This is a genomic window from Roseicella frigidaeris (assembly GCF_003258945.1).
In the GTDB taxonomy this organism is placed as follows: domain Bacteria; phylum Pseudomonadota; class Alphaproteobacteria; order Acetobacterales; family Acetobacteraceae; genus Paracraurococcus; species Paracraurococcus frigidaeris.
Window position 1 is genome coordinate 326750 of the sequence record NZ_QLIX01000004.1, and the last position, 21320, is coordinate 348069.

General features: G+C 71.8%; 24 protein-coding genes. 9 read left to right on the forward strand and 15 right to left on the reverse strand.

Going from position 1 to position 21320, the window contains the following annotated elements; genetic code table 11:
- The first annotated feature begins 2 nt into the window (after positions 1-2).
- Entirely contained in the window at positions 3-1022 is a 1020-nt protein-coding gene (gene holA / locus DOO78_RS08750) for a DNA polymerase III subunit delta (protein ID WP_111469353.1), read from the forward strand.
- Between the two features lie 4 nt (positions 1023-1026).
- On the opposite strand, the gene DOO78_RS08755 is transcribed toward holA, so the two are convergent.
- The 7 genes from DOO78_RS08755 to DOO78_RS08785 form a co-directional block, all read right to left on the reverse strand.
- Positions 1027-1899: a ParB/RepB/Spo0J family partition protein gene (locus DOO78_RS08755; protein WP_111469354.1), complete on the reverse strand. Its 873-nt coding sequence runs from the start codon at positions 1897-1899 to the stop codon at positions 1027-1029.
- Positions 1896-2699 carry a ParA family protein gene (locus DOO78_RS08760; protein WP_111469355.1) on the reverse strand — a complete coding sequence of 268 codons (804 nt, stop codon included), beginning with the start codon at positions 2697-2699 and terminating at the stop codon, positions 1896-1898. Before DOO78_RS08760 ends, DOO78_RS08755 begins: the two co-directional genes overlap by 4 nt.
- A complete protein-coding gene (gene rsmG / locus DOO78_RS08765) occupies positions 2680-3288 on the reverse strand; it encodes a 16S rRNA (guanine(527)-N(7))-methyltransferase RsmG (protein WP_111469356.1) in 609 nt (202 codons plus the stop codon). The genes DOO78_RS08760 and rsmG overlap by 20 nt, the downstream gene beginning before the upstream one ends.
- Positions 3285-5156, reverse strand: coding sequence for a tRNA uridine-5-carboxymethylaminomethyl(34) synthesis enzyme MnmG (gene mnmG / locus DOO78_RS08770; protein ID WP_111469357.1), 1872 nt, complete (start codon positions 5154-5156; stop codon positions 3285-3287). The genes rsmG and mnmG overlap by 4 nt, the downstream gene beginning before the upstream one ends.
- 38 nt (positions 5157-5194) lie before the next feature.
- Entirely contained in the window at positions 5195-5818 is a 624-nt protein-coding gene (locus DOO78_RS08775) for a hypothetical protein (protein WP_111469358.1), read from the reverse strand.
- A 4-nt stretch (positions 5819-5822) separates the two neighbouring features.
- A complete protein-coding gene (mnmE, locus tag DOO78_RS08780) occupies positions 5823-7139 on the reverse strand; it encodes a tRNA uridine-5-carboxymethylaminomethyl(34) synthesis GTPase MnmE (RefSeq protein ID WP_111469359.1) in 1317 nt (438 codons plus the stop codon).
- Between the two features lie 91 nt (positions 7140-7230).
- Positions 7231-7593 carry a (2Fe-2S) ferredoxin domain-containing protein gene (locus DOO78_RS08785; RefSeq protein WP_111469360.1) on the reverse strand — a complete coding sequence of 121 codons (363 nt, stop codon included), beginning with the start codon at positions 7591-7593 and terminating at the stop codon, positions 7231-7233.
- A 95-nt stretch (positions 7594-7688) separates the two neighbouring features.
- On the opposite strand from DOO78_RS08785, the gene DOO78_RS08790 reads away from it, so the two are divergent.
- From DOO78_RS08790 to DOO78_RS08805, 5 genes are all read left to right on the forward strand, one after another.
- Complete coding sequence (locus tag DOO78_RS08790; protein WP_111469361.1) at positions 7689-8687, forward strand: thioredoxin domain-containing protein; 999 nt, start codon at positions 7689-7691, stop codon at positions 8685-8687.
- Between the two features lie 14 nt (positions 8688-8701).
- On the forward strand, positions 8702-8974 hold the full coding sequence (locus DOO78_RS27060) for a hypothetical protein (protein ID WP_128080026.1): 273 nt from the start codon (positions 8702-8704) through the stop codon (positions 8972-8974).
- Positions 8975-9046: 72 nt separating this feature from the next.
- Positions 9047-9625, forward strand: a complete 579-nt coding sequence (locus DOO78_RS08795; protein ID WP_111469404.1) for a methylated-DNA--[protein]-cysteine S-methyltransferase — start codon at positions 9047-9049, stop codon at positions 9623-9625.
- Complete coding sequence (locus DOO78_RS08800; RefSeq protein WP_111469362.1) at positions 9622-10590, forward strand: quinone oxidoreductase family protein; 969 nt, start codon at positions 9622-9624, stop codon at positions 10588-10590. The genes DOO78_RS08795 and DOO78_RS08800 overlap by 4 nt, the downstream gene beginning before the upstream one ends.
- Positions 10591-10659: 69 nt before the next feature.
- Positions 10660-11568 carry a LysR family transcriptional regulator gene (locus tag DOO78_RS08805; RefSeq protein ID WP_111469363.1) on the forward strand — a complete coding sequence of 303 codons (909 nt, stop codon included), beginning with the start codon at positions 10660-10662 and terminating at the stop codon, positions 11566-11568.
- 40 nt (positions 11569-11608) lie between these two features.
- Here the strand turns inward: DOO78_RS08805 and DOO78_RS08810 are convergent, their stop codons facing one another.
- From DOO78_RS08810 to hemE, 7 genes are all read right to left on the reverse strand, one after another.
- Positions 11609-12382 (reverse strand): GNAT family N-acetyltransferase, encoded by a 774-nt coding sequence (locus DOO78_RS08810; RefSeq protein WP_111469364.1) that lies wholly within the window; start codon positions 12380-12382, stop codon positions 11609-11611.
- Between the two features lie 31 nt (positions 12383-12413).
- A complete protein-coding gene (locus DOO78_RS08815) occupies positions 12414-12992 on the reverse strand; it encodes an HD domain-containing protein (protein WP_111469365.1) in 579 nt (192 codons plus the stop codon).
- A 102-nt stretch (positions 12993-13094) separates the two neighbouring features.
- On the reverse strand, positions 13095-14369 hold the full coding sequence (gene rho, locus DOO78_RS08820) for a transcription termination factor Rho (RefSeq protein ID WP_111469366.1): 1275 nt from the start codon (positions 14367-14369) through the stop codon (positions 13095-13097).
- 509 nt (positions 14370-14878) lie between these two features.
- Entirely contained in the window at positions 14879-15331 is a 453-nt protein-coding gene (hemJ, locus tag DOO78_RS08825; RefSeq protein ID WP_111469367.1) for a protoporphyrinogen oxidase HemJ, read from the reverse strand.
- Positions 15328-16029 (reverse strand): HAD family hydrolase, encoded by a 702-nt coding sequence (locus DOO78_RS08830; protein WP_111469368.1) that lies wholly within the window; start codon positions 16027-16029, stop codon positions 15328-15330. Before DOO78_RS08830 ends, hemJ begins: the two co-directional genes overlap by 4 nt.
- The gene (gene hemH / locus DOO78_RS08835; protein WP_111469369.1) at positions 16026-17171 is read right to left on the reverse strand and encodes a ferrochelatase; all 1146 of its coding nucleotides are present in this window, start codon (positions 17169-17171) and stop codon (positions 16026-16028) included. Before hemH ends, DOO78_RS08830 begins: the two co-directional genes overlap by 4 nt.
- Before the next feature lie 50 nt (positions 17172-17221).
- On the reverse strand, positions 17222-18283 hold the full coding sequence (gene hemE / locus DOO78_RS08840) for a uroporphyrinogen decarboxylase (protein ID WP_111469370.1): 1062 nt from the start codon (positions 18281-18283) through the stop codon (positions 17222-17224).
- Between the two features lie 301 nt (positions 18284-18584).
- On the opposite strand from hemE, the gene DOO78_RS08845 reads away from it, so the two are divergent.
- The 3 genes from DOO78_RS08845 (at position 18585) to DOO78_RS08855 (ending at position 20928) form a co-directional block, all read left to right on the forward strand.
- A complete protein-coding gene (locus DOO78_RS08845; protein WP_111469371.1) occupies positions 18585-19499 on the forward strand; it encodes a pyruvate, water dikinase regulatory protein in 915 nt (304 codons plus the stop codon).
- Between the two features lie 11 nt (positions 19500-19510).
- Positions 19511-20134, forward strand: a complete 624-nt coding sequence (locus DOO78_RS08850) for a Maf family protein (protein ID WP_111469372.1) — start codon at positions 19511-19513, stop codon at positions 20132-20134.
- A gap of 263 nt (positions 20135-20397) precedes the next feature.
- Positions 20398-20928 carry a hypothetical protein gene (locus DOO78_RS08855; RefSeq protein ID WP_111469373.1) on the forward strand — a complete coding sequence of 177 codons (531 nt, stop codon included), beginning with the start codon at positions 20398-20400 and terminating at the stop codon, positions 20926-20928.
- An 83-nt stretch (positions 20929-21011) separates the two neighbouring features.
- On the opposite strand, the gene DOO78_RS08860 is transcribed toward DOO78_RS08855, so the two are convergent.
- Entirely contained in the window at positions 21012-21182 is a 171-nt protein-coding gene (locus tag DOO78_RS08860) for a hypothetical protein (RefSeq protein ID WP_243634465.1), read from the reverse strand.
- Between the last annotated feature and the right edge of the window lie 138 nt (positions 21183-21320).

The window sequence follows — 21320 nt, forward strand, 5'->3', positions numbered from 1 at the left end:
CCGTGGCGAAGCTGGATGCGCGGCGCCTTGGCGCCTTCCTCGCCGATCCTGGCGCCTGCCGCGTCGTGCTGCTGCATGGCGATGATCCCGGCCTGATCCGCGAGCGTTGCGAGGCGCTGATCCGCAGCGTGACCGGGGGCGATGCGCTGCGCCTGGTCGAGGCGGCGAGGGAGATGCTGCGGGCGCCGCACTCCCTGGCCAATGAGGCGGCGAGCGCGCCCCTGACCGGCGGACGCTGCCTGGTGCGGCTGCGCGATGCCGGCGACGGCAAGCCGGTGGTCGAGGCCGCGCGGGCGGCGCTGGCGGGGCCGGGGCCGGGGCTGGTGGTGATCGAGGCGCCGGAGCTGCGGACCAGCGCCGCCCTCTTCAAGCTAGTGGAGGCTTCGGCCGCCGGCGCGGTGATCGCCTGCTACCGGGAACGGGGGGCGGAGCTCGCCGCCTCCATCGCGCGCATCCTGCAGGAGCTGGGCGTCTCGGCCGAGCCGGCTGCCACCGAGTGGCTGGCGCAGCGCCTGGGCGAGGACCGGATGCTGCTGCGGCGGGAGCTGGAGAAGCTGGCCCTCTTCGTCGGCGAGGGCGGCAAGGTGACGCCGGAAGCCGCCATCGCCTGCGTTGCCGAGGGTTCGGCGCTCGACCTCGAGGAGGCGCTGATGGCGGCGATGGCGGGCGAGGTGGCGACCGCCGACAAGGCGCTCGACACCGCCTTCGCCGAGGGTGCGAATGCCGTGCAGGTGGTGAGGGCCGCGCTGCGGCACATGCAGCGCCTGCATCAGGCGGCCCTGGCCGTGGCGGCGGGGGCGGCGCCGGCCGGGGCGCTGGAGACATTGCGGCCGCCGGTCTTCTTCCGCCATCGGCCGGCGATGGAACGAGCCCTCCGGCTTTGGCGGCCCGATGCGCTGCAGGCGGCCGGAGCGGCCCTGCTGGAGGCGGAGCGGCGGACGAAGACCACCGGCCTGCCGGCCATGACCATCGCCCGCAACGCCGTGACCGGCCTGGCCCGTCAGGCCGCCAGCCGGCGTTGAGGCGTCAGGGGTTCAGTAGGCGGATGAGACCGTCGAGCTGATCCAGGTCCCGGTACTGGATCATCACCTGGCCGCCGCGGCCCCCATGGCGGATGCTGACCTTGAGACCGAGGCGGGTCGACAGGTCCTGCTCCAGCGCCAGCGTCTCTGGCGCTGCGGCCGGCTTGGCGCTGGGCTCGCGCGGCTTGGCGGCGACGAGCGCCTCGGTCTGGCGCACATTCAGCCCGCGATCCACCACCTGGAGGGCCAGCGCCTCGGCATCCGGCGCGGTCAGCAGGGCGCGGGCATGGCCCGCGGTCAAGGCCCCGTCGCGCAGCAGCTCCCGCACCCGCTCGGGCAGGGCCAGCAGGCGCAGCGTGTTCGCCACATGGCTGCGGCTCTTGCCCACGGCTTGGCCGAGCTGGTCCTGGGTGAGGCCGAATTCGTCGATCAGCCGACGGAAGCCTTCCGCCTCCTCCAATGCGTTGAGATCCTGGCGCTGCAGATTCTCGACCAGGGCAGCGGCCATGGCGGCCCGGTCATCGAGGTTCCGCAGCAGGACCGGCACCTCATGCAGCTGCGCGAGCTGGGCAGCGCGCCAGCGGCGCTCGCCGCCGATGATCTGGTACTGGCCGGGACTGCCCGGCTTGTCCCGCACCAGGATCGGCTGCAGCACGCCATGTTCCTTGATGCTGTCAGCCAGTTCCTGCAAGGGGCCCTGATCGATTGGGCCGCGTGGCTGGAAGGGGCCGGGCTCGAGCATCTCGACCGGCAGGGTGCGGATGCCGCCCTCGCCGGCGGGCGCGGTCCCCGTGGACGGGATCGGCGCGGGAGGCGCATCGCCGAGCAGGGCCGAAAGGCCACGGCCCAGGCGCATCGGCTTCTTGGCGCCGCTCATGCCCGCTTCTCCCGCCGCAACATCTCGGCCCCGAGCGCGGCATAGGCCTGTGCCCCGGGCGAGCGCGCATCATAGAGGCTGACCGGCAGCCCATGCGAGGGAGCCTCGCTGATCCGGATATTCCGCGGAATCACGGTCTCGAATACCTTGTCCTTGAAGAAGCCGCGCACATCCTGCGCCACCAGCTCGGAGAGGTTGTTCCGGCGATCATACATGGTCAGCAGGATACCCTCGAGCGCCAGGCCCGGGTTGAGCGCCCGCTTCACCCGCTCAATGGTCTGGGTGATCTGGCTGACGCCTTCCAAGGCGAAGAACTCGGTTTGCAGCGGCACCAGAACACTATGCGCGGCAACCAGGGCGTTCAGGGTCAACAGCCCCAGCGAAGGCGGGCAGTCCAGCAGGATATAGTCGAAGCTATCCCTCAGGGCGGGATCGGCCGCGAGCGCCTGCGTCAGCCGGCGCTCGCGGTCCTCCATCGCCACCAGCTCGACTTCCGCCCCGGCCAGATCGGCATCAGCCGGGACAAGCTGCAGCGTCGGCACCGGGGTAGGCCGCAGCAACTCGGCCAGTGGGCGGCCATCGACCAGCAGAGCATAGGTGCCGGCCCCGCGGTCCGCCCGTTCGATGCCAAGGCCGGTCGAGGCATTGCCCTGCGGATCGAGATCGAGGAGCAGAACCTTGTGTTGCGCCGCCAGGACAGTGGCGAGGTTGATCGCGGTCGTGGTTTTGCCGACGCCACCTTTTTGGTTGGCGAAGGCGATGACGCGGGGATGGGCCCGGTCAGGTCGGGGAGCCGGCAGGACGAATCTCGCTGATACGGAAGATGGTGGCGGCCGGGTCGGTGCGGCTCGGAAAGCGTTCGGTGCGCATGATCCAGGCGCGCGAGGCCTCCGTCAATTCCTGCGCCGCGGTCCTGCCCTTGGGGAAGAGCGCAATCCCATCCGGCCTCAGGATGGATGCGGCATAGGCGAGCAGGGTGGTCAGGGGCGCCAGCGCCCGGGCGGTCAGGATGGCGGCTTTGGGCAAATGCGCCGCTTCGATCCGCTGGGCGTGTACTTGGACCCGAGGGAGGGCCAGGGTGCGACTGGCCTCAATCAGGAAGGCGGATTTTCGCCGGTCGGCTTCCACCAGATGCGTTTCCCACCCGGTGACGGCTGCCAGGATGAGGCCCGGGAAGCCGGCGCCAGAGCCGAGATCGACCAGGACGCCTTCGGCCTCGGGCAGCAGGGGCCAGAGCTGTAGCGAATCCTGGACATGGCGCTGCCAGAGGCCTGCCTGATCGCGCTCGGCGGTCAGGTTGATGCGCGTATTCCAGCGCTGCAGCAGTGCGACGAACTCATGAAGCCTGTCCTCTGTTTCACGTGGAACATTGAGGCCGAGGTGTTTCACGTGAAACGCGCCTCCGTGCGACGCAGATGCACGGCCAGGGCCGCCAGCGCCGCCGGCGTGATGCCTGGCAGGCGGCCGGCGCTGCCAAGGGTTGCTGGCCGGGCCCGTGAGAGCCGCTGCCGCATTTCCGCCGAAAGGCCGGGAATGAGTGCGAAATCGATCCCGGCCGGAATCGCCATCTGCTCCTCCCGCGCCAGCGCCCGCAATTCCACGGCCTGCCGCTCCAGATAGGGGGCGTAGAGGGCCTGAGCCTCCAACTCGGCTCGCAGCCGCGGTGGCAAGCCCTGCAACCAAGGGAAGATGCGATCTGCTGCCTCTGCCGTCATGGCCGGCAGGGCCAGTGCCTCCAGCGCATTGCGCCAGCGTCCATCCTGGTTGACCGCGACGCCGGCCGCTGCGTACCACGAGGGCGAGCCGCCTTCCGCACGCGCCCGTGCCAGCGCCACCTCCAGCGCTGCGACGAAGCTGCGATGCGCCCGAGCTCGCTCGCTGCCTACCACGCCCCAGGCGATGCCTTTCTCCGTCAGGCGCAGCCCGGCATTGTCGGCCCGCAACGCGAGACGGAATTCCGAGCGCGCGGTCAGCATCCGATAGGGTTCCGTCACGCCCTGCAGGATCAGGTCATCCACCAGCACGCCGGTGTAGGCCTCGCTCCGGCTGAGAATCCGGTCTGGCAGGCGGCCGGAGGATCGGCATGCGGCGTTCAGCCCGGCCATCACGCCCTGCGCCGCCGCCTCTTCATAGCCGGTGGTGCCGTTGATCTGCCCTGCCAGGAACAGGCGCGGCGTGGCGCGCAGCTCCAGCGCCGGCGTCAACGCACGCGGATCGACATAGTCGTACTCGATGGCATAGCCCGGTCGCAGGATGCGGGCCCGCTCCAACCCAGGGATCGAGGCAATCAACGCCGCCTGAATCGCCTCCGGCAGACTGGTGGAGATGCCGTTCGGATAGACGGTGTCGTCATCCAGCCCCTCGGGTTCGAGGAAGATCTGATGCCGCTGCCGGTCGGCGAAGCGCACCACCTTGTCCTCGATCGAGGGACAATAGCGCGGCCCAACGCCCTCGATCCGGCCGCCATAGACGGCCGTGCGGTGCAGATTGGCACGAATGAGATCATGCGTGGCCGGCGTCGTCGCCGTGATGGCGCAGGGCCGTTGCGGATTGGTGATCCGCTCGGTCATCCAGGAGAGCGGCTCGGGCGGGTCGTCTCCCGGCTGCGGCTCCAGCGCCGCCCAGTCGATGCTGCGGCCATCGAGGCGGGGCGGCGTGCCGGTCTTCAGCCGGGCGAGCGGCAGACCCAGCCGGCGCAGCGTGTCCGCAAGGCCGATCGAGGGTGCCTCGCCGACCCGGCCTGCCGGGATGCGCATCTCGCCGATATGGATCATGCCGCGCAGGAAGGTGCCGGTGGTGATGACGACTGCGCCGGCGCCGATCTGCCGACCGGTGGCCGTAACGACACCTGCAACCTCGCCACCCGCCCCGATCACCAGATCCTCGGCCGCCTCCGCCGCGATGGTCAGCCCCTCGGTCGCGCGCAACAGGGCCTGGATCGCCTGCCGGTACAGCTTGCGGTCGGCCTGGGCCCGCGGCCCCCGCACGGCCGGACCCTTGCTGCGATTCAGCAGCTTGAAATGGAGCCCGGCGGCATCGGCCGCGCGGCCCATGAGCCCGTCCAGCGCATCCACCTCGCGCACCAGATGTCCCTTGCCCACCCCGCCGATCGCCGGGTTGCAGGACATCTCGCCTAGCGTCTCGATCCGGTGGGTCAGCAACAGGGTGCGGGCGCCGCAGCGTGCCGCGGCCGCGGCGGCCTCACAGCCGGCATGGCCGCCGCCGATCACCACCACATCGAAGACTGCATCAAACATGGCGGGGATATAGCGAAGCCGCGCCCCGGCACGAAGCCTCACCCGATGCGGAAGCCGAGCCCGTCCTGCCACATCATGGTGGCGAAGCGTGGATCGTCGAGCAGGGCTTCGGCGGCAACCCCGCTGGTGGAGGTGATGGCTTTGATGCCGGCCAGACGGTCCTCGTCGAGTTCCGCCACCACGCCCGTGGAGATGCAGAAGCCGAGCACGCGGCCGATGCGGCTGGCAATCACCGTCCCCGGCGGCGCCGTCTCGGTAATCGCCTGGTCCACCAGCCAGACCTCGCCGCCACGCAGTTCGTCCTTCAGGATCAGCCCCTCCTCCGGGTGCCGGTCCAGCACGCGGAAGATGGAGAGCCAAGCCTGGCTGAGCGCATTCAGGACCAGCGCTGCCTCGCCCGGCAAGCCGGCATGGCGGCGGACCACCCGATCGATGGCGCGCGAGCGCCCCGGCGGCGCGGTATAGATGGCGAGGTCGAAGGCATAGGCCAGTTCGGCGTCCGAGACCTGGCTCATCTCGGGATCCAGGGCGAGGCCCAGCCGCTCCATCTGGTCCAGCACCTTCTGCCTCGGCAGGGATTGCAGGGCCATGTCCTGGAAGCGCTGCCGCGCCGCGGCGCAGCGGGCATAGAAATCGCGGATCTCGTCGCCGGTCATCGCCATGACGTCATTTCCCGATGCAGAATTCGCCGAAGACCACGTCGAGCACGGCCTCGACGCCAACCCGGCCCGTGATGCGGCCGATGGCCCGCAGCGCCGCCCGCAGCGCCTCGGCCCGCAGCTCCGGCAGCGGCGCGGCCTCCAGCTCGGCCAGCCAGTCCACCGCCTCCGTCAGGGCGGCGCGATGCCGCGGCCGGGTGAGGCTGGTCTCGGCGGCAAGCCCGGCCCGGGCGACGGCCTCCTCAATGAGGCGGCTGCGCAGCGCCTCCAATCCCTCGCCCGTGCGGAGCGAGAGGGGGAGCGGCGCGCGATCCCCGATCACCGCGGGGGCCGGTGCCAGATCGACCTTGTTCGCCACCACCAGCGCATCCGGCCCCAGCCAGCCCAGGGTCCCAGCATCCGGCCTCTCATCGGCGGCGAATAGAACGAGCACCAGATCGGCCTCCTCGGCCCGGCGGCGGGCGCGACGGATGCCCTCGGCCTCGATCTCGTCCACCGCCTCCCGCAGCCCGGCCGTATCGGCCAGGGTCACCGGCACCCCACCGAGGTCGAGCCGCACCTCCACCACGTCGCGCGTCGTGCCGGCGCGGGCCGAGACGATGGCCGCCTCCCGCCCGGCGAGCGCGTTCAGCAGCGAGGATTTCCCGGCATTCGGCGCGCCGAGGATGGCAACCAGCACCCCCTCCCGCAGCCGCTCGCCGCGCCGGGCATCCGCCAGATGCGCCAGGATCTCGCCCCGCAACGCCGCCGCCGCGCCGGCCACGGCATCGTCCAGCCCCGCCGGCAGGTCCTCCTCCTCGAACTCGATGAAGGCCTCCTGCCGGGCGAGCAGCCCCGTCAGGCGTCGCGTCCAGCCGTCATACAACCCGGCCAGGGCGCCCTCGGCCTGGCGCAGCGCCTGGCGCCGCTGGCCCGCCGTCTCGGCGGCGATGAGGTCGGCGATGCCCTCGGCAGCGGTGAGGTCCAGCTTGCCGTGCACGAAGGCGCGGCGGGTGAACTCGCCGGGCTCGGCCGGGCGGGCCCCGGCGGCGACGAGCGCCTCCGCCACCCCGGCGATGACGGCTGGCCCGCCATGCAGATGCAGCTCGGCGCTGTCCTCGCCGGTATAGCTGGCCGGCCCCGGGAACCAGAGCACCAGCGCCCGGTCCAGCACCTCGCCGGTTTCCGGATGCCGCAGGCGGCGCAGCGAGGCCAGGCGCGGCGCCGGCAGCCGGCCCGCCAGGGCCGTCACCGCCGCCGCCGTGCCTGGCCCGGAAAGGCGCAGCACGGCGACCGCCGCCCGCCCGGCCCCGGAGGCAAGGGCGAAGATGGTCCCGCCGGTCATGACGCCTGCCCTAAAGCCGATCGCGGTCAGACGGGATCATCCGAACGCGTGACGATGCCCACACCACGACACGATAGAGCATGCGCATGGCCTAGCCCTTCGGCACGACATCCGTCTCGGTCAGCATCAGCCGCCGCACCCGGCCGCCACCGCGCAGATGCGTCTCCAGGATCTCGTCGATATCGGCTGGCGTCTCCGGCCGGTACCAGATGCCCTCGGGATAGATCACCAGGGCCGGGCCGAACTCGCAGCGGTCCAGGCAGCCCGCCTGGTTGATCCGCACCCCGGCCAGGCCGAGCTCCTTCGCCCGCACCTTCATGTAGTCACGCAGCTTCTCCGAGCCCCGCGCGGCGCAGGAGCCGCGCCGGTGCCCATCGGGCCGCCGGTTGCAGCAGACGAAGACATGGGCGCGGAAATAGGGCGGCGGATCGGGGGGAACGGGACTGTCGGGCAAGGCGTCTCTCCGCAGGGGCCGGTGCGAGGCTGCTGGAAGCCGGCGCCGCCCTCTTCATGTAGCCATCCCCTCCCGCTGCGGCCAGGGTGCCCCAGATGCCGATCCTCCCGCCCGAAAACCTGCTGCGCGACGCCCTCTCGCCCTATCTGCTGCAGCACGCCGGCAACCCCGTGCACTGGCGCCCCTGGGGCCGGCCGGCGCTGGAGGAGGCGGCGGCGACCGACCGGCCGATCCTGCTCAGCATCGGCTATGCCGCCTGCCACTGGTGCCATGTCATGGCCCGTGAATCCTTCGAGGACCCCGAGACCGCGGCGCTGATGAACGCGCTCTATGTCTGCATCAAGGTGGACCGGGAGGAGCGGCCGGAGATCGATGCGCTCTACATGAACGCCTTGCAGCTCATGGGCGAGCCGGGCGGCTGGCCGCTCACCATGATGCTCACGCCCGCGGGCGAGCCCTTCTGGGGCGGCACCTATTTCCCGCCCGAGCCGCGCCAGGGCCGCCCCTCCTTCCGCCAGGTGCTGCGGGGCGTCGCCGAGGCCTATCGGACCGAGGGCGACAAGGTGCGGCAGAACGTCGCCGCGCTGCGGCAGGCGCTGGGCCGCCTGGCGGCGGCGAGGCCGGGCCCGCTGCCCTCGGGCGAGGCGCTGGCAGGGGCTGCCGGAGACCTGCTGCGCCATCTCGATCCCATCGAGGGCGGGCTCGCCGGAGCGCCGAAATTCCCGAGCCCGCCGCTCTTCCGCTTCCTGTGGCAAATGGGCCAGCGGCTCGGCGCGCCGGCCTGCGCCGAGGCGGTGGCGCTGCTGCTGCACCGCATGTCGCAGGGCGGCCTCTATGACCATCTCGGCGGCGGCTATGCTCGCTACAGCACCGATGCGCTCTGGCTGGTGCCGCATTTCGAGAAGATGCTGTCCGACAACGCCCAACTTCTCGAGCTGCTGGCGCTGCTGCAAGCCGCCCGCCCCGATCCACGCCTGGCCGCCCGCGCGGCCGAGACCGTCGGCTGGCTGCAGCGCGAGATGATCGCCGAGGGCGGCGGCTTCGCCGCCAGCCAGGGGCCAGGCCGGGCCTGCTCGTCGCCGCCGATCTGCTGACCGAGGCGGCGACGGTGGTGGTGACGGGCGATCCCGGCGACCCCCGGACCCAGGCCTTGGCCGAGGCGGTGCTGGCGCATCCCGACCTGGCCACGCTCCTGCTGCGCGGCGGCACGGGGAGAGTGCCGCCGGACCATCCGGCGGCAGGCCCGGCAGCGGGCAAGGGCCTGGTGGAGGGCCAACCCGCCGCCTATGTCTGTCGCGCCGGCCGCTGCGGGCTTCCCCTGACCAGCCCGGTCCTGTTGCGACGCGCCCTCGCACGCCCGGCGGGGACGCCAGTTACTTGAAATCGCATGGATTTTGCCGGCGCCGGCATCGTCTTGACGACGGGACGGGGTCGGTGTGCCATCAAGAACTTCATGCCCCATCTCACGATCCATACACCGCTTGGCGAGATCACCCTGTTCGAGGGTCCGGGCCAGGACGACGCCGCCGGCTCCGGCGCCATCGTCGCGCTCGACTGGGGCCGCGCCCATTGGCCGGACAGCCTGCCGCCGGAGCCGGCGACGCCGCTGCTGCGCGAGGCGGCGCGGCAGCTCCAGGACTATTTCGACGGCCGGCGCCTGGAATTCGACCTGCCCCTGGCGCCGGAGGGCAGCGCCTTCCGCCGCCAGGTCTGGGACGCGCTGTGCCGCATCCCGCCCGGGCAGACCCGCAGCTATCTCGACATCGCCCGTGAGATCGGCTGCCGCTCGCCCCGCGCCATCGGCCAGGCCAATGGCAGCAACCCCATCCCGATCCTGATCCCCTGCCACCGCGTGGTGGCCGCGGACGGAACGCTCGGTGGCTATTCGGGCGGCGACGGCGCCGCTACGAAGCGCTTCCTGCTCGCCCTGGAGGCCCGGGCCGCCACCGGGGCCAGGGCGGGCGAATTGCCTCTCGCCCCGCCGCAGCCCGAGCTGCCGCCATGCGGCCAACACCAGGGAACCCCTCGATGAACCATGCCATCCGCGTCCATGAGCACGGCGGTCCCGAGACGCTGGTCTGGGAGGAGTTGCCCAAGCCGGAGCCGAAGCCGGGCGAGGTGCGCCTGCTGCAGCATGCGGTCGGGCTGAACTACATCGACGTCTATTTCCGCACCGGCCTCTACAAGGCGCCGTCCATGCCGGTGACGATCGGCATGGAAGGGGCCGGCGTGGTCGATGCCGTCGGCGATGGCGTGACCGATCTGAAGGTCGGCGACCGCGTGGCTTATGCCGGCGCGCTCGGCGCCTATGCCGAGGCGCGCTGCGTGCCGGCCGAGAAGCTGGTGAAGATCCCGGAGGGGATCGACTTCACCCAGGCCGCGGCGATGATGCTGCAGGGCATGACCGCGCGCTTCCTGGTCAAGGAGACCTATGCGGTCCAGCGCGGCGACACCATCCTGGTGCATGCCGCGGCGGGCGGCGTCGGCAGCATCCTGGTGCAATGGGCGAAGCATCTCGGCGCGACCGTGATCGGCGTGGTCTCGACGCCGGAGAAGGCCGAGCTCATCCGCTCCCTCGGCGCCGACCACGCGCTTCTGACCAGCGAGAACATCCCGGCGCGGGTGAAGGAGATCACCGCCGGCGCCATGCTGCCGGTGGTCTATGACAGCGTCGGCCGCGACACCTTCGTCACCTCGCTCGACTGCCTCCGGCCGCGTGGGCTGATGATCTCCTTCGGCAATGCCTCCGGCCCGGTGACCACCGATCTCGGCGTGCTCGCTGCCAAGGGCTCGCTCTACGTCACCCGCCCGACGCTCAACACCTACACCGCGAAGCGCGAGGACCTGGTGCGGACCGCGCAGGACCTGTTCGAGACGGTGAAATCCGGCGCGGTGAAGATCGCGGTGAACCAGACCTTCCCGCTGAAGGACGCCGCGAAGGCCCATGAGGCGCTGGAGGCCCGGAAGACCACCGGCAGCACGGTCCTCATCCCGTAATTCCCCGGAGCGCCCAGAAGCTGGACCGGTCGTCTTCCGGCAGGAAATTGTCCGGTCCATCCTCCCGACATGGACAGGCTGCAACAGCTCCAGGTCTTCCGTCGCGTGATGGAGACCGGGAACATCACCCGCGCAGCGCGCGACCTGGCGATGAGCCAGCCGAGCGTCTCCCGCATCATCGGCGAGCTCGAGCACCGGCTCGGCGTGCCGTTGCTGCTGCGCTCGCCGCGCGGCCTCTCCCCGACCGAGGCCGGCGCCGCCTTCCACCTGGAGGCGGTGCGCATCCTCGATGCGCTGGAGGAGGCGGAAGCCTCGGCGCGCGGGCTGCAGGGCGCGCCGACCGGGCTCGTCCGCATCGCCTGCGTCGCCTCCTTCTTCAACGCCGTCGTCATGCCCTGGCTCGGCCCCTTCCTGGCGACGCATCCCGGCCTCTCGATCGATGCCAGGCTGCAGAGCAAGACGGTCGACCTCATCGAGGAGGGCATCGATCTCGGCATCCGCATCGGCCCGATCCGCCAGCAATCGCTGATCGCGCGGCGGCTGGGCCGGGTGGATTTCGCCCTCTTCGCCGCCCCCGCCTATCTCGCCCGGGCCGGCACGCCGGAGACACCGGACGACTTGGTGAAGCATGATTTCTGCCTGCTCCGCGGCAACCGGCCCGGCGAGGGGCTGACGCTCGAAGGCCCGGACGGCGCCGCGGCGACGGTCCCGGTGCATGGCCGCATCACCTCGGACGAGGTGGAGACGGTGCTGGTCGGGGCGGAGGCCGGGCTCGGCCTGGCGCTGCTCGCCCCCTGGCGGGTGATGGGCCAGGTGGCGACGGGGCGGCTGGTCTCGGTGCTGCCGGGCTGGCGGGCCGAGCCGCGCGAGGTGAACGCGGTCTGGCCGGGCGGCCGGGCCCTGCCGCGTCGGGTGCGCGCCGTGCTCGACCTGCTGGTGGAGAAGGCGGCGGCCGAGCCGCGGCTGCGCGCGCGTTGATCAGCCGCGGGCCGCAGGTCGGGACGTCGCGCACCAGGGATCAGCCGGGCGCGGGCTTCACGTAGTACCGGTAGCGATAGGCCTCGCGCAGGCCGAGCCGCGCCTGCAGGGCGCAGGAGGCATGGTTGTCGGCCGCCACCTGGGCATAGAGCCATTGCGCCCCGAGCCCCCGCGCCCAGTCCGCCGCGGCGCCGATGATGCGGGCGCCGAGGCCGCGGCGGCGGAATTCCGGCCGCGTCGCCAGGTCGAAGATGCCGCAGAAGGGCCCATCCGCCACCGCCGCGAGGCAGGCCGCATCCACCCCGTCCTCACGCAGCACCAGCCACGCGCCGGGCACCGCCAGCAGGTCCTTGTTGCCGAGCTTCTCGGCGCGCCGCGCCGGGGTCTGGTACTCGGCGGTGGCCACCAGCGCCATCCAGGCCTCGCTCGGCCCGCCCTCGTCGTGCACCGCCGCATCGGCCCGGGCGACCGGCGCGAGCGGCCCGCAATTGACCAGGCTCTCGGCCTTCTCCCCGGCATGGCCGCGCGCCTCCAGCGCGGCGCCGAGGCCGGGCGGGTCGAGCGGCGTGGAGCGGAAGCGGCTGGCGAGGCCGAGGCGGTGGTAGAGCGTCTCGATCCGGGCAATGCGGGCGGGAAGCTCGGGATCGGGCGCCGGATCGAGCGAGCAGCAGGCATTGGCGCGGCCGGTGCCGCCGAGGAAGGCCTTCAGCACGAAGGGCCCGTCCCAGGCCTGGCGCGGCGCGGGCAGGGCGGTGAGGCAGGCGCGCTCCAGCGCGCCGATCGGGGGCAGGTCGGGGGCGAGGGGATCGGGCATGCCGCCAGCATGCCGCGCCGGGCGGCCGCGGTCAGCCCTCGGCGGCGAGGCGGGCGACGGCCTCGCGGTAGGTGGCCTCGAACAGCGCATCGAGCGCCGGGTTCACGCCGCGCAGCCCGGCCGCGACGCGCCCGGCCCAGCCGACATATTCGAGGCGCCGCGCATGGTCCCAGCCCTTGGGCGGGCTGGCCGCGATGGCGCGGAGGTTGGAGATCTTGTCGGCCAGCCGCAGCTGGCGGGCCGCCGCCGAGGCACCGCGGGCGCCGCGGATCTGCAACCCCTTGCGCACCTCCTTCGGCAGCGACTTGTCGTCCGAGACCTCGGCGACGATGCCGGCGACCTCGGGGCCGAACTCGGCCTCGATGCGCGGCAGGGTGCAGGGATCGGGATCCTCGTCGCTGTCCTCGACCGTGTCGTGCAGCAGGGCGGCGATGACGGCGACGGGCGGCGCGCCATGGGTGGCGAGGATCTCGGCCACCTCCAGCACGTGGTTCACATAGGGCTCGGCCGCATCGCCCTTGCGGCGATGCGTGGCATGGACGCGGGCGGCGAAGCTGGCGGCGCGGAGGATGCGGGCGAGGTCGGTCTCGGCGGGAAGGGCGATGTCCATGGCTAGCGGCAAGATCGGGAGTCGCCCTCGCGGATGGAAGAGGCCGATGGCCGGATCCTGGCCCGGGCGGACCGCCGGCGCGAGGCCGGCGGCCCCATCCGGTCAGGTGTTCATCGCGTCGAAGAAGTCCTGGTTGGTCTTGCTGTACTTCAGCTTGTCCAGCAGGAACTCCATCGCGTCCTGGGTGCCCATCGGGTTCAGGATGCGGCGCAGCACCCACATCTTCGACAAGGTGTTGCGGTCGACCAGCAGCTCCTCCTTGCGGGTGCCGGACTTGGTGATGTCGATCGCCGGGAAGGTGCGCTTGTCGGAGAGCTTGCGGTCGAGGATGAGCTCGGAATTGCCCGTGCCCTTGAACTCCTCGAAGATCACCTCGTCCATGCGGCTGCCGGTGTCGATCAGCGCGGTCGCGATGATGGTGAGGCTGCCGCCTTCCTCGATGTTGCGCGCCGCGCCGAAGAAGCGCTTCGGCCGCTGCAGCGCGTTGGCGTCGACGCCGCCGGTCAGCACCTTGCCCGAGGAGGGCACGACCGAGTTGTAGGCGCGGCCGAGACGGGTGATGGAATCGAGCAGGATGACGACGTCGCGCTTGTGCTCGACCAGCCGCTTGGCCTTCTCGAGCACCATCTCCGTCACCTGCACGTGCCGCGTCGCCGGCTCGTCGAAGGTGGAGGCGACGACCTCGCCGCGCACGGTGCGGGCCATGTCCGTCACTTCCTCCGGCCGCTCGTCGATGAGCAGCACCATGAGGAAGACATCCGGGTGGTTCGCCGTGATCGACTTGGCGATGTTCTGCAGCATTACCGTCTTGCCGGTGCGCGGCGGCGCGACGACCAGGGCGCGCTGGCCCATGCCGATCGGCGCGATGAGGTCGATGACGCGGTGGGTGTAGTCCTTGGTCGGACCCTTGGCCGCGTTCTCGAGCTCGGGATTCTCCATCTTCAGCCGCCGGTTCGGGTAGAGCGGCGTCAGGTTGTCGAAGTTGATGCGGTGCCGCAGGTTCTCCGGCGGCTCGAAATTGATGGCGTTGACCTTGAGCAGCGCGAAATAGCGCTCGCCATCCTTCGGCGCCCGGATCTGGCCCTCCACCGTGTCCCCGGTGCGCAGGCCGAAGCGGCGCACCTGGGCGGGGGAGACGTAGATGTCGTCGGGGCCGGGCAGGAAATTGGCCTGCGGGCTGCGCAGGAAGCCGAAGCCGTCGGGCAGGATCTCGAGCGTGCCCTCGCCGTAGATGGCCTGGTCGTTGTCGGCGAGCTGCTTGAGGATCGCGAACATCATGTCCTGCTTGCGCAGGGAGGATGCGTTCTCGACCTGCAACTCCTCGGCGAAGGAGAGCAGATCGGCGGGGCTCTTGGCCTTGAGTTCGGAAAGATGCATGGCGCTGTGCGTCCGGATGCGAGGAAGCGGGACCCTTCCCAGTAGGGCCGGCAGTGGCGCGGAGGAGCCGCACCGATGCCCCGGCCGTTCCGCCGCTGCCGCGAACACGATCAGGTCCTGGAAGCCAGGAATTGATCGGAGCCGTCGGCCGGCGAAGTCCCAAGGAGAGGAGGGAGGAGGGCAGCACGGCGCGAATCGCCCCTGGCTGCCCGGGTGAGCAGCGCAACCCTAGGGATCGCACCGCCCTCCGTCAACGGCGATTTGGGTCTCCGCCGGCCCCGGATCAAGAGTCCGGCACCCCCTGGAGGCCGCGCGGCCTGCCGATCCGCGGCCCCTGGCCCTGCCGCGGCGGGCGGTGATGCTTCCTGGGATCGGCGAAGCCGCAACGCGGCTTCCTGGGTCGTTTCTAGAGCAGATCCCGATCAGGTGGACTCACCTGATCGGGTGAAGATGCTCTGGAAACAATAGTCTAGGCCGCTTCCCCTGAACCGGTGTTCAGGGGAAGCGGCCTAGAACGGCTTGACGATCACCATGAGGACGATCGCCACCATCAGCAGGGTCGGCAGCTCGTTCATCGCCCGCCAATAGCGCGCCCCGTGCCGCCGCTCGCCGCGCGCCAGCGCCTTCCGCGCCAGGGAGAGATGGTGGTGGAAGCCGGTCATGCCGAGCACGCCGGCGAGCTTCACATGCCACCAGCCGGCGCTCCAGCTCACCACCCCCGGCGTCAGCACCAGGGTGAGGCCGCAGAGCCAGGCGAGGATCATCGCCGGGTTCATGATGCCCCGGATCAGCCGCCGCTCCATCAGCGCGAAGAGCGCGTCCTGCGGCCCGCCGAGCGGCACCTCGCTGTGATAGACGAAGAGACGCGGCAGGTAGAACAGCCCGGCCAGCCAGGCGATCACCGCCATCAGGTGGACGGACTTCACCCAGAGATACCAGGGTTCCAGCGCGGCGATGGTCATGCCCGCCCCTTGCCTTCCGCCCCGCCGAGGCCGAGCAGCCCGGGCAGCTCGGCCATGGCGGCGAAGGGCCGGGCGCCGAGGGAGGCCAGCACCGCGGCCGGGCTCTCCCGCGTCAGGCCGAAGACCCGGCAGCCGGCGGCGATGCCGGCCTGGACGCCGAGCAGGCTGTCCTCCACCACCGCGCAGTCCGCCGGCGGCACGCCGCAGGCCGCGGCGGCGGCGCGATAGAGGTCGGGCGCCGGCTTCGGCCGCGCCACATCCTCGAAGCTGAGCACCCGCTCGCCGAAATCCCGCTCGAGGCCGAGCCGGCGCAGCTTGGCCCGCAGCTCCTCGCGGGCGGAGTTGGAGGCGACGGCGACCGGCAGCCCGGCGGCGATCACCGCCCGCACCGCCTCGACCGCCCCCGGCACCGGCTCCAGCCCCGCCAGCATCGCCCCGGCGATGCGGTGCGACAGGTCATGCGCCCAGCGCGGCGGCAGCGGGCCGACCCGCGCCTCGATCATCGGCAGCATGTCGGGCACGGCCATGCCGAGGAAGGCCTCGCGCGCCTCGGCGCCGGAGAGGCGCCAGCCGCGCGCCGTCAGGTCCTCGGCGACGATGCGGTTCACCAGCCCCTCGCTGTCGGCCAGCACGCCGTCGCAGTCGAAGAGCACCGCCCGGGGCGGGCCGGGCGGCTGGGTCGGGGGTGGGATGCTCATGCAGAAACCTTCTCGCGGCGCGCCGCGCCGGCATGCGGGCAGTCGCCGAAGGGCTTCGGGCATTGCCGGCCGCCGGCGAAGCTGCAGAGGGCGCGGCCGCCGGCGCGGGCCGAGCGCACGAGGTCGGCGAGGGCGGCGATGAAGGCCGGGTCGCTGTTCTGCGCCGGCACCCGGAAATAGCCGGGCAGGCCAAGCCGCTCCGCCACCTCGCGGTACTCGACATCGAGCTCGACCAGGGTCTCGGAATGCTCGGAGACGAAGGCGATGGGGCAGACCAGCACCGCTACCCCGTCCTTCGCCGCCTGCTCCAGCGCCGCCTCGATGGAGGGGCTGAGCCAGGTCTCCGGCGTCACCCGGGACTGGTAGCAGACCATGTGGTCGAGGCCGGGCAGGTCGAGCGCCGCCGTCACCGCGGCGACGCTCCGCTCCACCTGCCACTGATAGGGGTCGCCGGCCTTGACGATGCTCTCCGGCAGGCCGTGGGCGGAGAAGAGCAGGCGCAGCCGGGTGCCGGGGGGCAGCGCCGCCCGCGCCTCCTCATGCGCCTGGCGGACCAGCCGCGCCGTCGCCGCGGCGAAGCCCGGATCGGAATGCCAGCAGCAGAGCGTGGTCGTCGGCACGGCGAGCCTGGCCGCCCGCGCCGCGGCCGCCCAAGCCAGCAGGCTGCTGCCGGTCGTCGTGGTGGAGAATTGCGGGTAGAGCGGCAGCAGCAGCACCTCGTCCGGCTGCCAGGCGGCCACCTCGCGGGCGCAGGCCTCGCTCATCGGGTGCCAGTAGCGCATGGCGATGAAGCAGCGATGGGTCGCCGCCTCACCATCCGGCGTCGCCGCCAGCGCCGCCTCCAGCGCCCGCGCCTGCGCCTCGGTCAGGGCGAGCAGGGGCGAGCCGCCGCCGAGGATGGCGTAGTTCTCCGTCGCCGCCCGGGTGCGGCGCCAGGCGATCAGCCGCCCGAGCCAGGGGCGGACATAGGCCGGCACGCGCAGGATGGCGGGGTCGAGGAAGAGGTTGCGCAGGAAGGGGCGGACGCTCTCCGTCCGGTCCGGCCCGCCGAGGTTGAACAGCACGATGGCGACGCGTCGCCGCGCCGCGCCGGCCGGGTGCTCGAGCGGGGCCGGCGGGCCGGCAGACGCGGTCTGGTCCATGCGCCGGAGATGACATGCCGGCCGGGCAGGTCAAGCCCGGCCGCCGGCATTCACCCCGTCCTCACCAGCCGCACCAGGGCCGCGACGTGCTCGGGCGGCGTCACCTTCTCGATGCCGTGCCCGAGATTGAAGATATAGGGCCGGCCGCGCATGGCGCCGAGGATGCTGCGCGCCTCCGCCTCCAGCGCCATGCCGCCGCCGACTAGCGCCAGCGGGTCGAGGTTGCCCTGCAGCGCCTGGCTCGGCGCCACCGCCCCGGCCGCCCAGCGCAGCTCCATCGTCGTGTCGAGGCCGAGGCACTGCACCCCGGTGCGCTGGGCGTATTCCACGAGCATCGGCCCGGCGAGGCGCGGGAAGCCGATGATCGGGATGCTGGCGTTCACCTTGCGGATGGCGCGGACGATCTGCCCCGTCGGCTCGATCACCCAGCGGCGGAATTGCGAGGGCGGCAGCAGCCCGGCCCAGCTGTCGAAGAGCATCAGCGCCTCGGCCCCCGCCTCGGCCTGGGCCAGCAGATAGGCGGTGGTGGCCTCGACGAGCTGGCGGATCAGCTTGCCGAAGAGCATCGGGTCGGTGAGGGCAAGGCTGCGGGGGATGGCGAAGTCGCGGCTGCCATGGCCTTCCACCATGTAGCAGGCGACGGTGAAGGGGCTGCCGGCGAAGCCGATCAGCGCCACGCGCGGGGCATGGGCGTCGAGAGCGGCGCGGACCAGGCGCACCGTCTCGAAGATCGGCGCCGCCCGCTGCACCACCAGGTTGTGGTCGAGCGCCTCGATCGCCCCGGCCTCGCGCACCGGCTGGAGCTGCGGCCCCTCGCCCTCGGCGAAATGCAGGGGCTGCCCCATGGCCCAGGGCACCATCAGGATGTCGGAGAAGAGGATCGCCCCGTCCATGCCGAAGCGGCGGATGGGCTGCAGCGTCACCTCGGCCGCCAGCTCGGGCGTGGTGCAGAGCGTGACGAAGTCGCCGGCCTGGGCCCGCACCTCGCGGTATTCCGGCAGGTAGCGGCCGGCCTGACGCATCAGCCACAGCGGCGGCGGCCAGACGGCCTCGCCGCCCAGGGCGCGGAGCAGGGGCTTCGATGGGCCCGCCGCGGGACGTTCGCTCTCCATGGCCCTACTCTCTCGCAAGAAAACAGGAGTCTTGAAAGATGGGGGGGCTGTGGAGCCCTGTGGATGATGTGGAGACAATTGTTTCGCGAACCATCCACAGCCCGGTCCACAGGCGCCCGGGCCGCCGACTCGGTGGAATCCCGGGGATGAATCGGAGTCGTGCGGATTCCCCCATCGGACCCCCCTGCTATCCTCCCGCCGGTCGGTCCGGATCGGACTCGTCAACCTGTTTCCCAGGCAACCCGTCGGGAGCCAAGGGTTTTCCCCGGTATCCCCCGCGGTCCACGCTATTCTCCAGCCCATGTCCCAGCGCGCCATCAACCTCCACCTGGTCTCCGACAGCACCGGCGAGACGCTGAACTCGATCGCCCGGGCCACCCTCGCTCGCTTCGAGGACCATCACGTCGTCCACCACCGCTGGAGCCTCATCCGCTCCCGCCTGCAGCTCGACCGGGTGCTGGAGGGGCTGCAGCACGAGCCCGGGCCGGTGCTCTTCACCCTGGTCGACCGCAGCCTGCGGCATGCGCTGGAGGAGGTCTGCGAGCGGCTCGGCGTGCCCTGCCTCTCGGTGCTCGACCAGGTGATGGACCTGCTGCAGGGGCAGATCGGCGCCCAGGCGAAGGAGAAGCGGGCGGCGCAGCACGTGATGGATGCCGACTACTTCCGCCGGATCGACGCCATGCATTTCGTGCTGGCGCATGACGACGGCCAGGGCACGGCCGGGATCCACGAGGCAGAGGTCTGCCTCGTCGGCGTCTCCCGCTCCTCCAAGACGCCGACCTGCTTCTACCTCGCCAACCGCGGCATCAAGGCGGCGAACGTGCCGATCGTGCCCGGGGCGCCGCTGCCGCCGGAGCTGGAGACGCCGCGCTGCCCGGTGGTCGGGCTGACCATCGAGACGGCGGCGCTGATCGAGATCCGCCGGCACCGGCTGCGGCTGATCGGCGCCGATGGCGTGCGGCAGAGCACCACCGACTACATCGACCCGGACAGCGTGAAGGCGGAGATCCTGGCCGCGCGCCGGCTCTGCACCGCCCGCGGCTGGCCGGTGATCGACGTGACCCGCCGCAGCATCGAGGAGACGGCGGCGACCGTGCTGCAGCTCATGGAGGCCTGGCACATGCGGCGCAACCAGGGGGGGCCGCAGGCCGCCCCGCCGCCCGGCGCACAGGGGGCGGGCCAGGGGGCAGGCCAAGGGGCGGGCCAAGGGGCATGACCCCTGCCCCGATGCAGCGCGAGGCCCCGCCCCTCATCCTCGCCACCGCCTCCACCGCCCGGCAGGCGGTGCTGCGCGGGGCGGGCCTCGCCTTCCGTGCCGAGGCGGCGGCGGTCGACGAGGCCGCCATCAAGGCGAGCGCCCAGGCCGAGGGCATCCCGCCCGGGGAGACCGCCCTACTGCTCGCCGAGGCCAAGGCGCAGCGCATCGCCCGCCGATATCCGGAGGCGCTGGTCATCGGCGCCGACCAGATGCTGGTCTGCCCGGACGAGGCGGGGCGGCCGCGCTGGTTCGACAAGCCGGCCGACATGGCGGCGGCGCGGGCGCATCTGCGGGCGCTGCGCGGCCGCACGCACGAGCTGGTTTCGGCCATGGTGTGCTGGCGGCAGGGGATGCGGATCTGGCAGCACCTGGCTCGGCCGCGCCTGACCATGCGCGATTTCAGCGACGAGTTCCTCGAGGCCTATCTCGCCATGGAGGGCGAGGCGGTGCTCTCCTCGGTCGGGGCCTACCGGCTGGAAGGGCCGGGCGTGCAGCTCTTCGCCCGGGTGGAGGGGGAGCACGGCGCCATCCTCGGCCTGCCGCTGCTGCCGCTGCTGGACTTCCTGCGCGGGCACGGGGTGTTGCTGCGCTGAGACAGCGCGGCGAAAGCGGGACGCGACGCCGCCGCAGCCGGTGATGCGCCGCCGGCTTCGGCTGTATGAGGGAGGTGCAGGCCGGGTTGCCCCCTTCATCCGGGGCACGGCGCCTGAGACACCCCCATGGCGCTCTTGCATCGGGGCGGGCACCGAAGTCGCCCGACCCGTGACGCCGCATCCTTCATTGACATAAAAGTGATTATACACGACTTTGTGAGCAAGGCGGTCGCGTGACCGCCGCGATGCGGAACACTGCCTCCATGGGCCAACCCTCCCGGCCAACCAACGCCACCGCCGAGGACCAGGCGGGCCATCGCAAGGACCAGCCGGTCCGGCTGCGCGGCCATCTCGCTCTGCTCGAGGAGAACCAGGGCGAGATCCCCTGGTGCGGCCCGGCTGCCCTCGCCCTGGCCACCGGCCGCGGCTATGCCGAGGCGAGCCGGCTGCTGCGCGACATCGCCCCGGGCTGGTATCCGCCCGAGGGGCCGATCGTCACCGCCTATTGGCGCGACCTGCTCGGCGTCCTCGACCTGCTCGGCGTGGCGCATGCGCCCGTCGCCCTGCCGGAGCGGCGCCGCAACCTGCTGACCTTCGTCCGGAACGGGTTGGAGGAGGGCTGGTACCTGCTCCGCATCACCGACCATTTCCTGCTGCTGCGCAGCTACGGCTTCGGCATCGCCATGCTCTACGACAACCGCCATACCGGCGTGCTGGTGGGCAGGAAGACGCATGGCCTGCGGCATGTGACGCATGCCGTGCGGCTGACCAGCGGGCCGCTGGCCGGGGGCTGATACCGAGCGCAGGACGGTTTCACCGCCCTGCGGGCCGCAGGTCGGACCGTCCTCCGCCGGGCATCAAGCGCACCCCGCGCGGCCTATTCCCGCGGCGCGGCCCGTTCCAGCACCGCTGCCAGCGCCGCGATGGTCTCCGGGGACAGGCGCCGGATCTCCCGCGCCAGACGGTTGGCCAGCGCCGTCGCCTCGGCCGAGAGCCCCGAGGTGTCCACCACCACCCGCGGGTGGGAGAGGCGCGCCAGCCGTACCATCTCCTCGGCATCGTCCCAGATCAGGCCGAAATACTCGTGGCTTTGCTACTGAATGTTGGCCCAGGCGTGCTGGCGAATTTTGGCCCACCTGCCGTCCCTCAACCTACGGTCTCCCGGGTGACCCGGGGGACCTGGAGT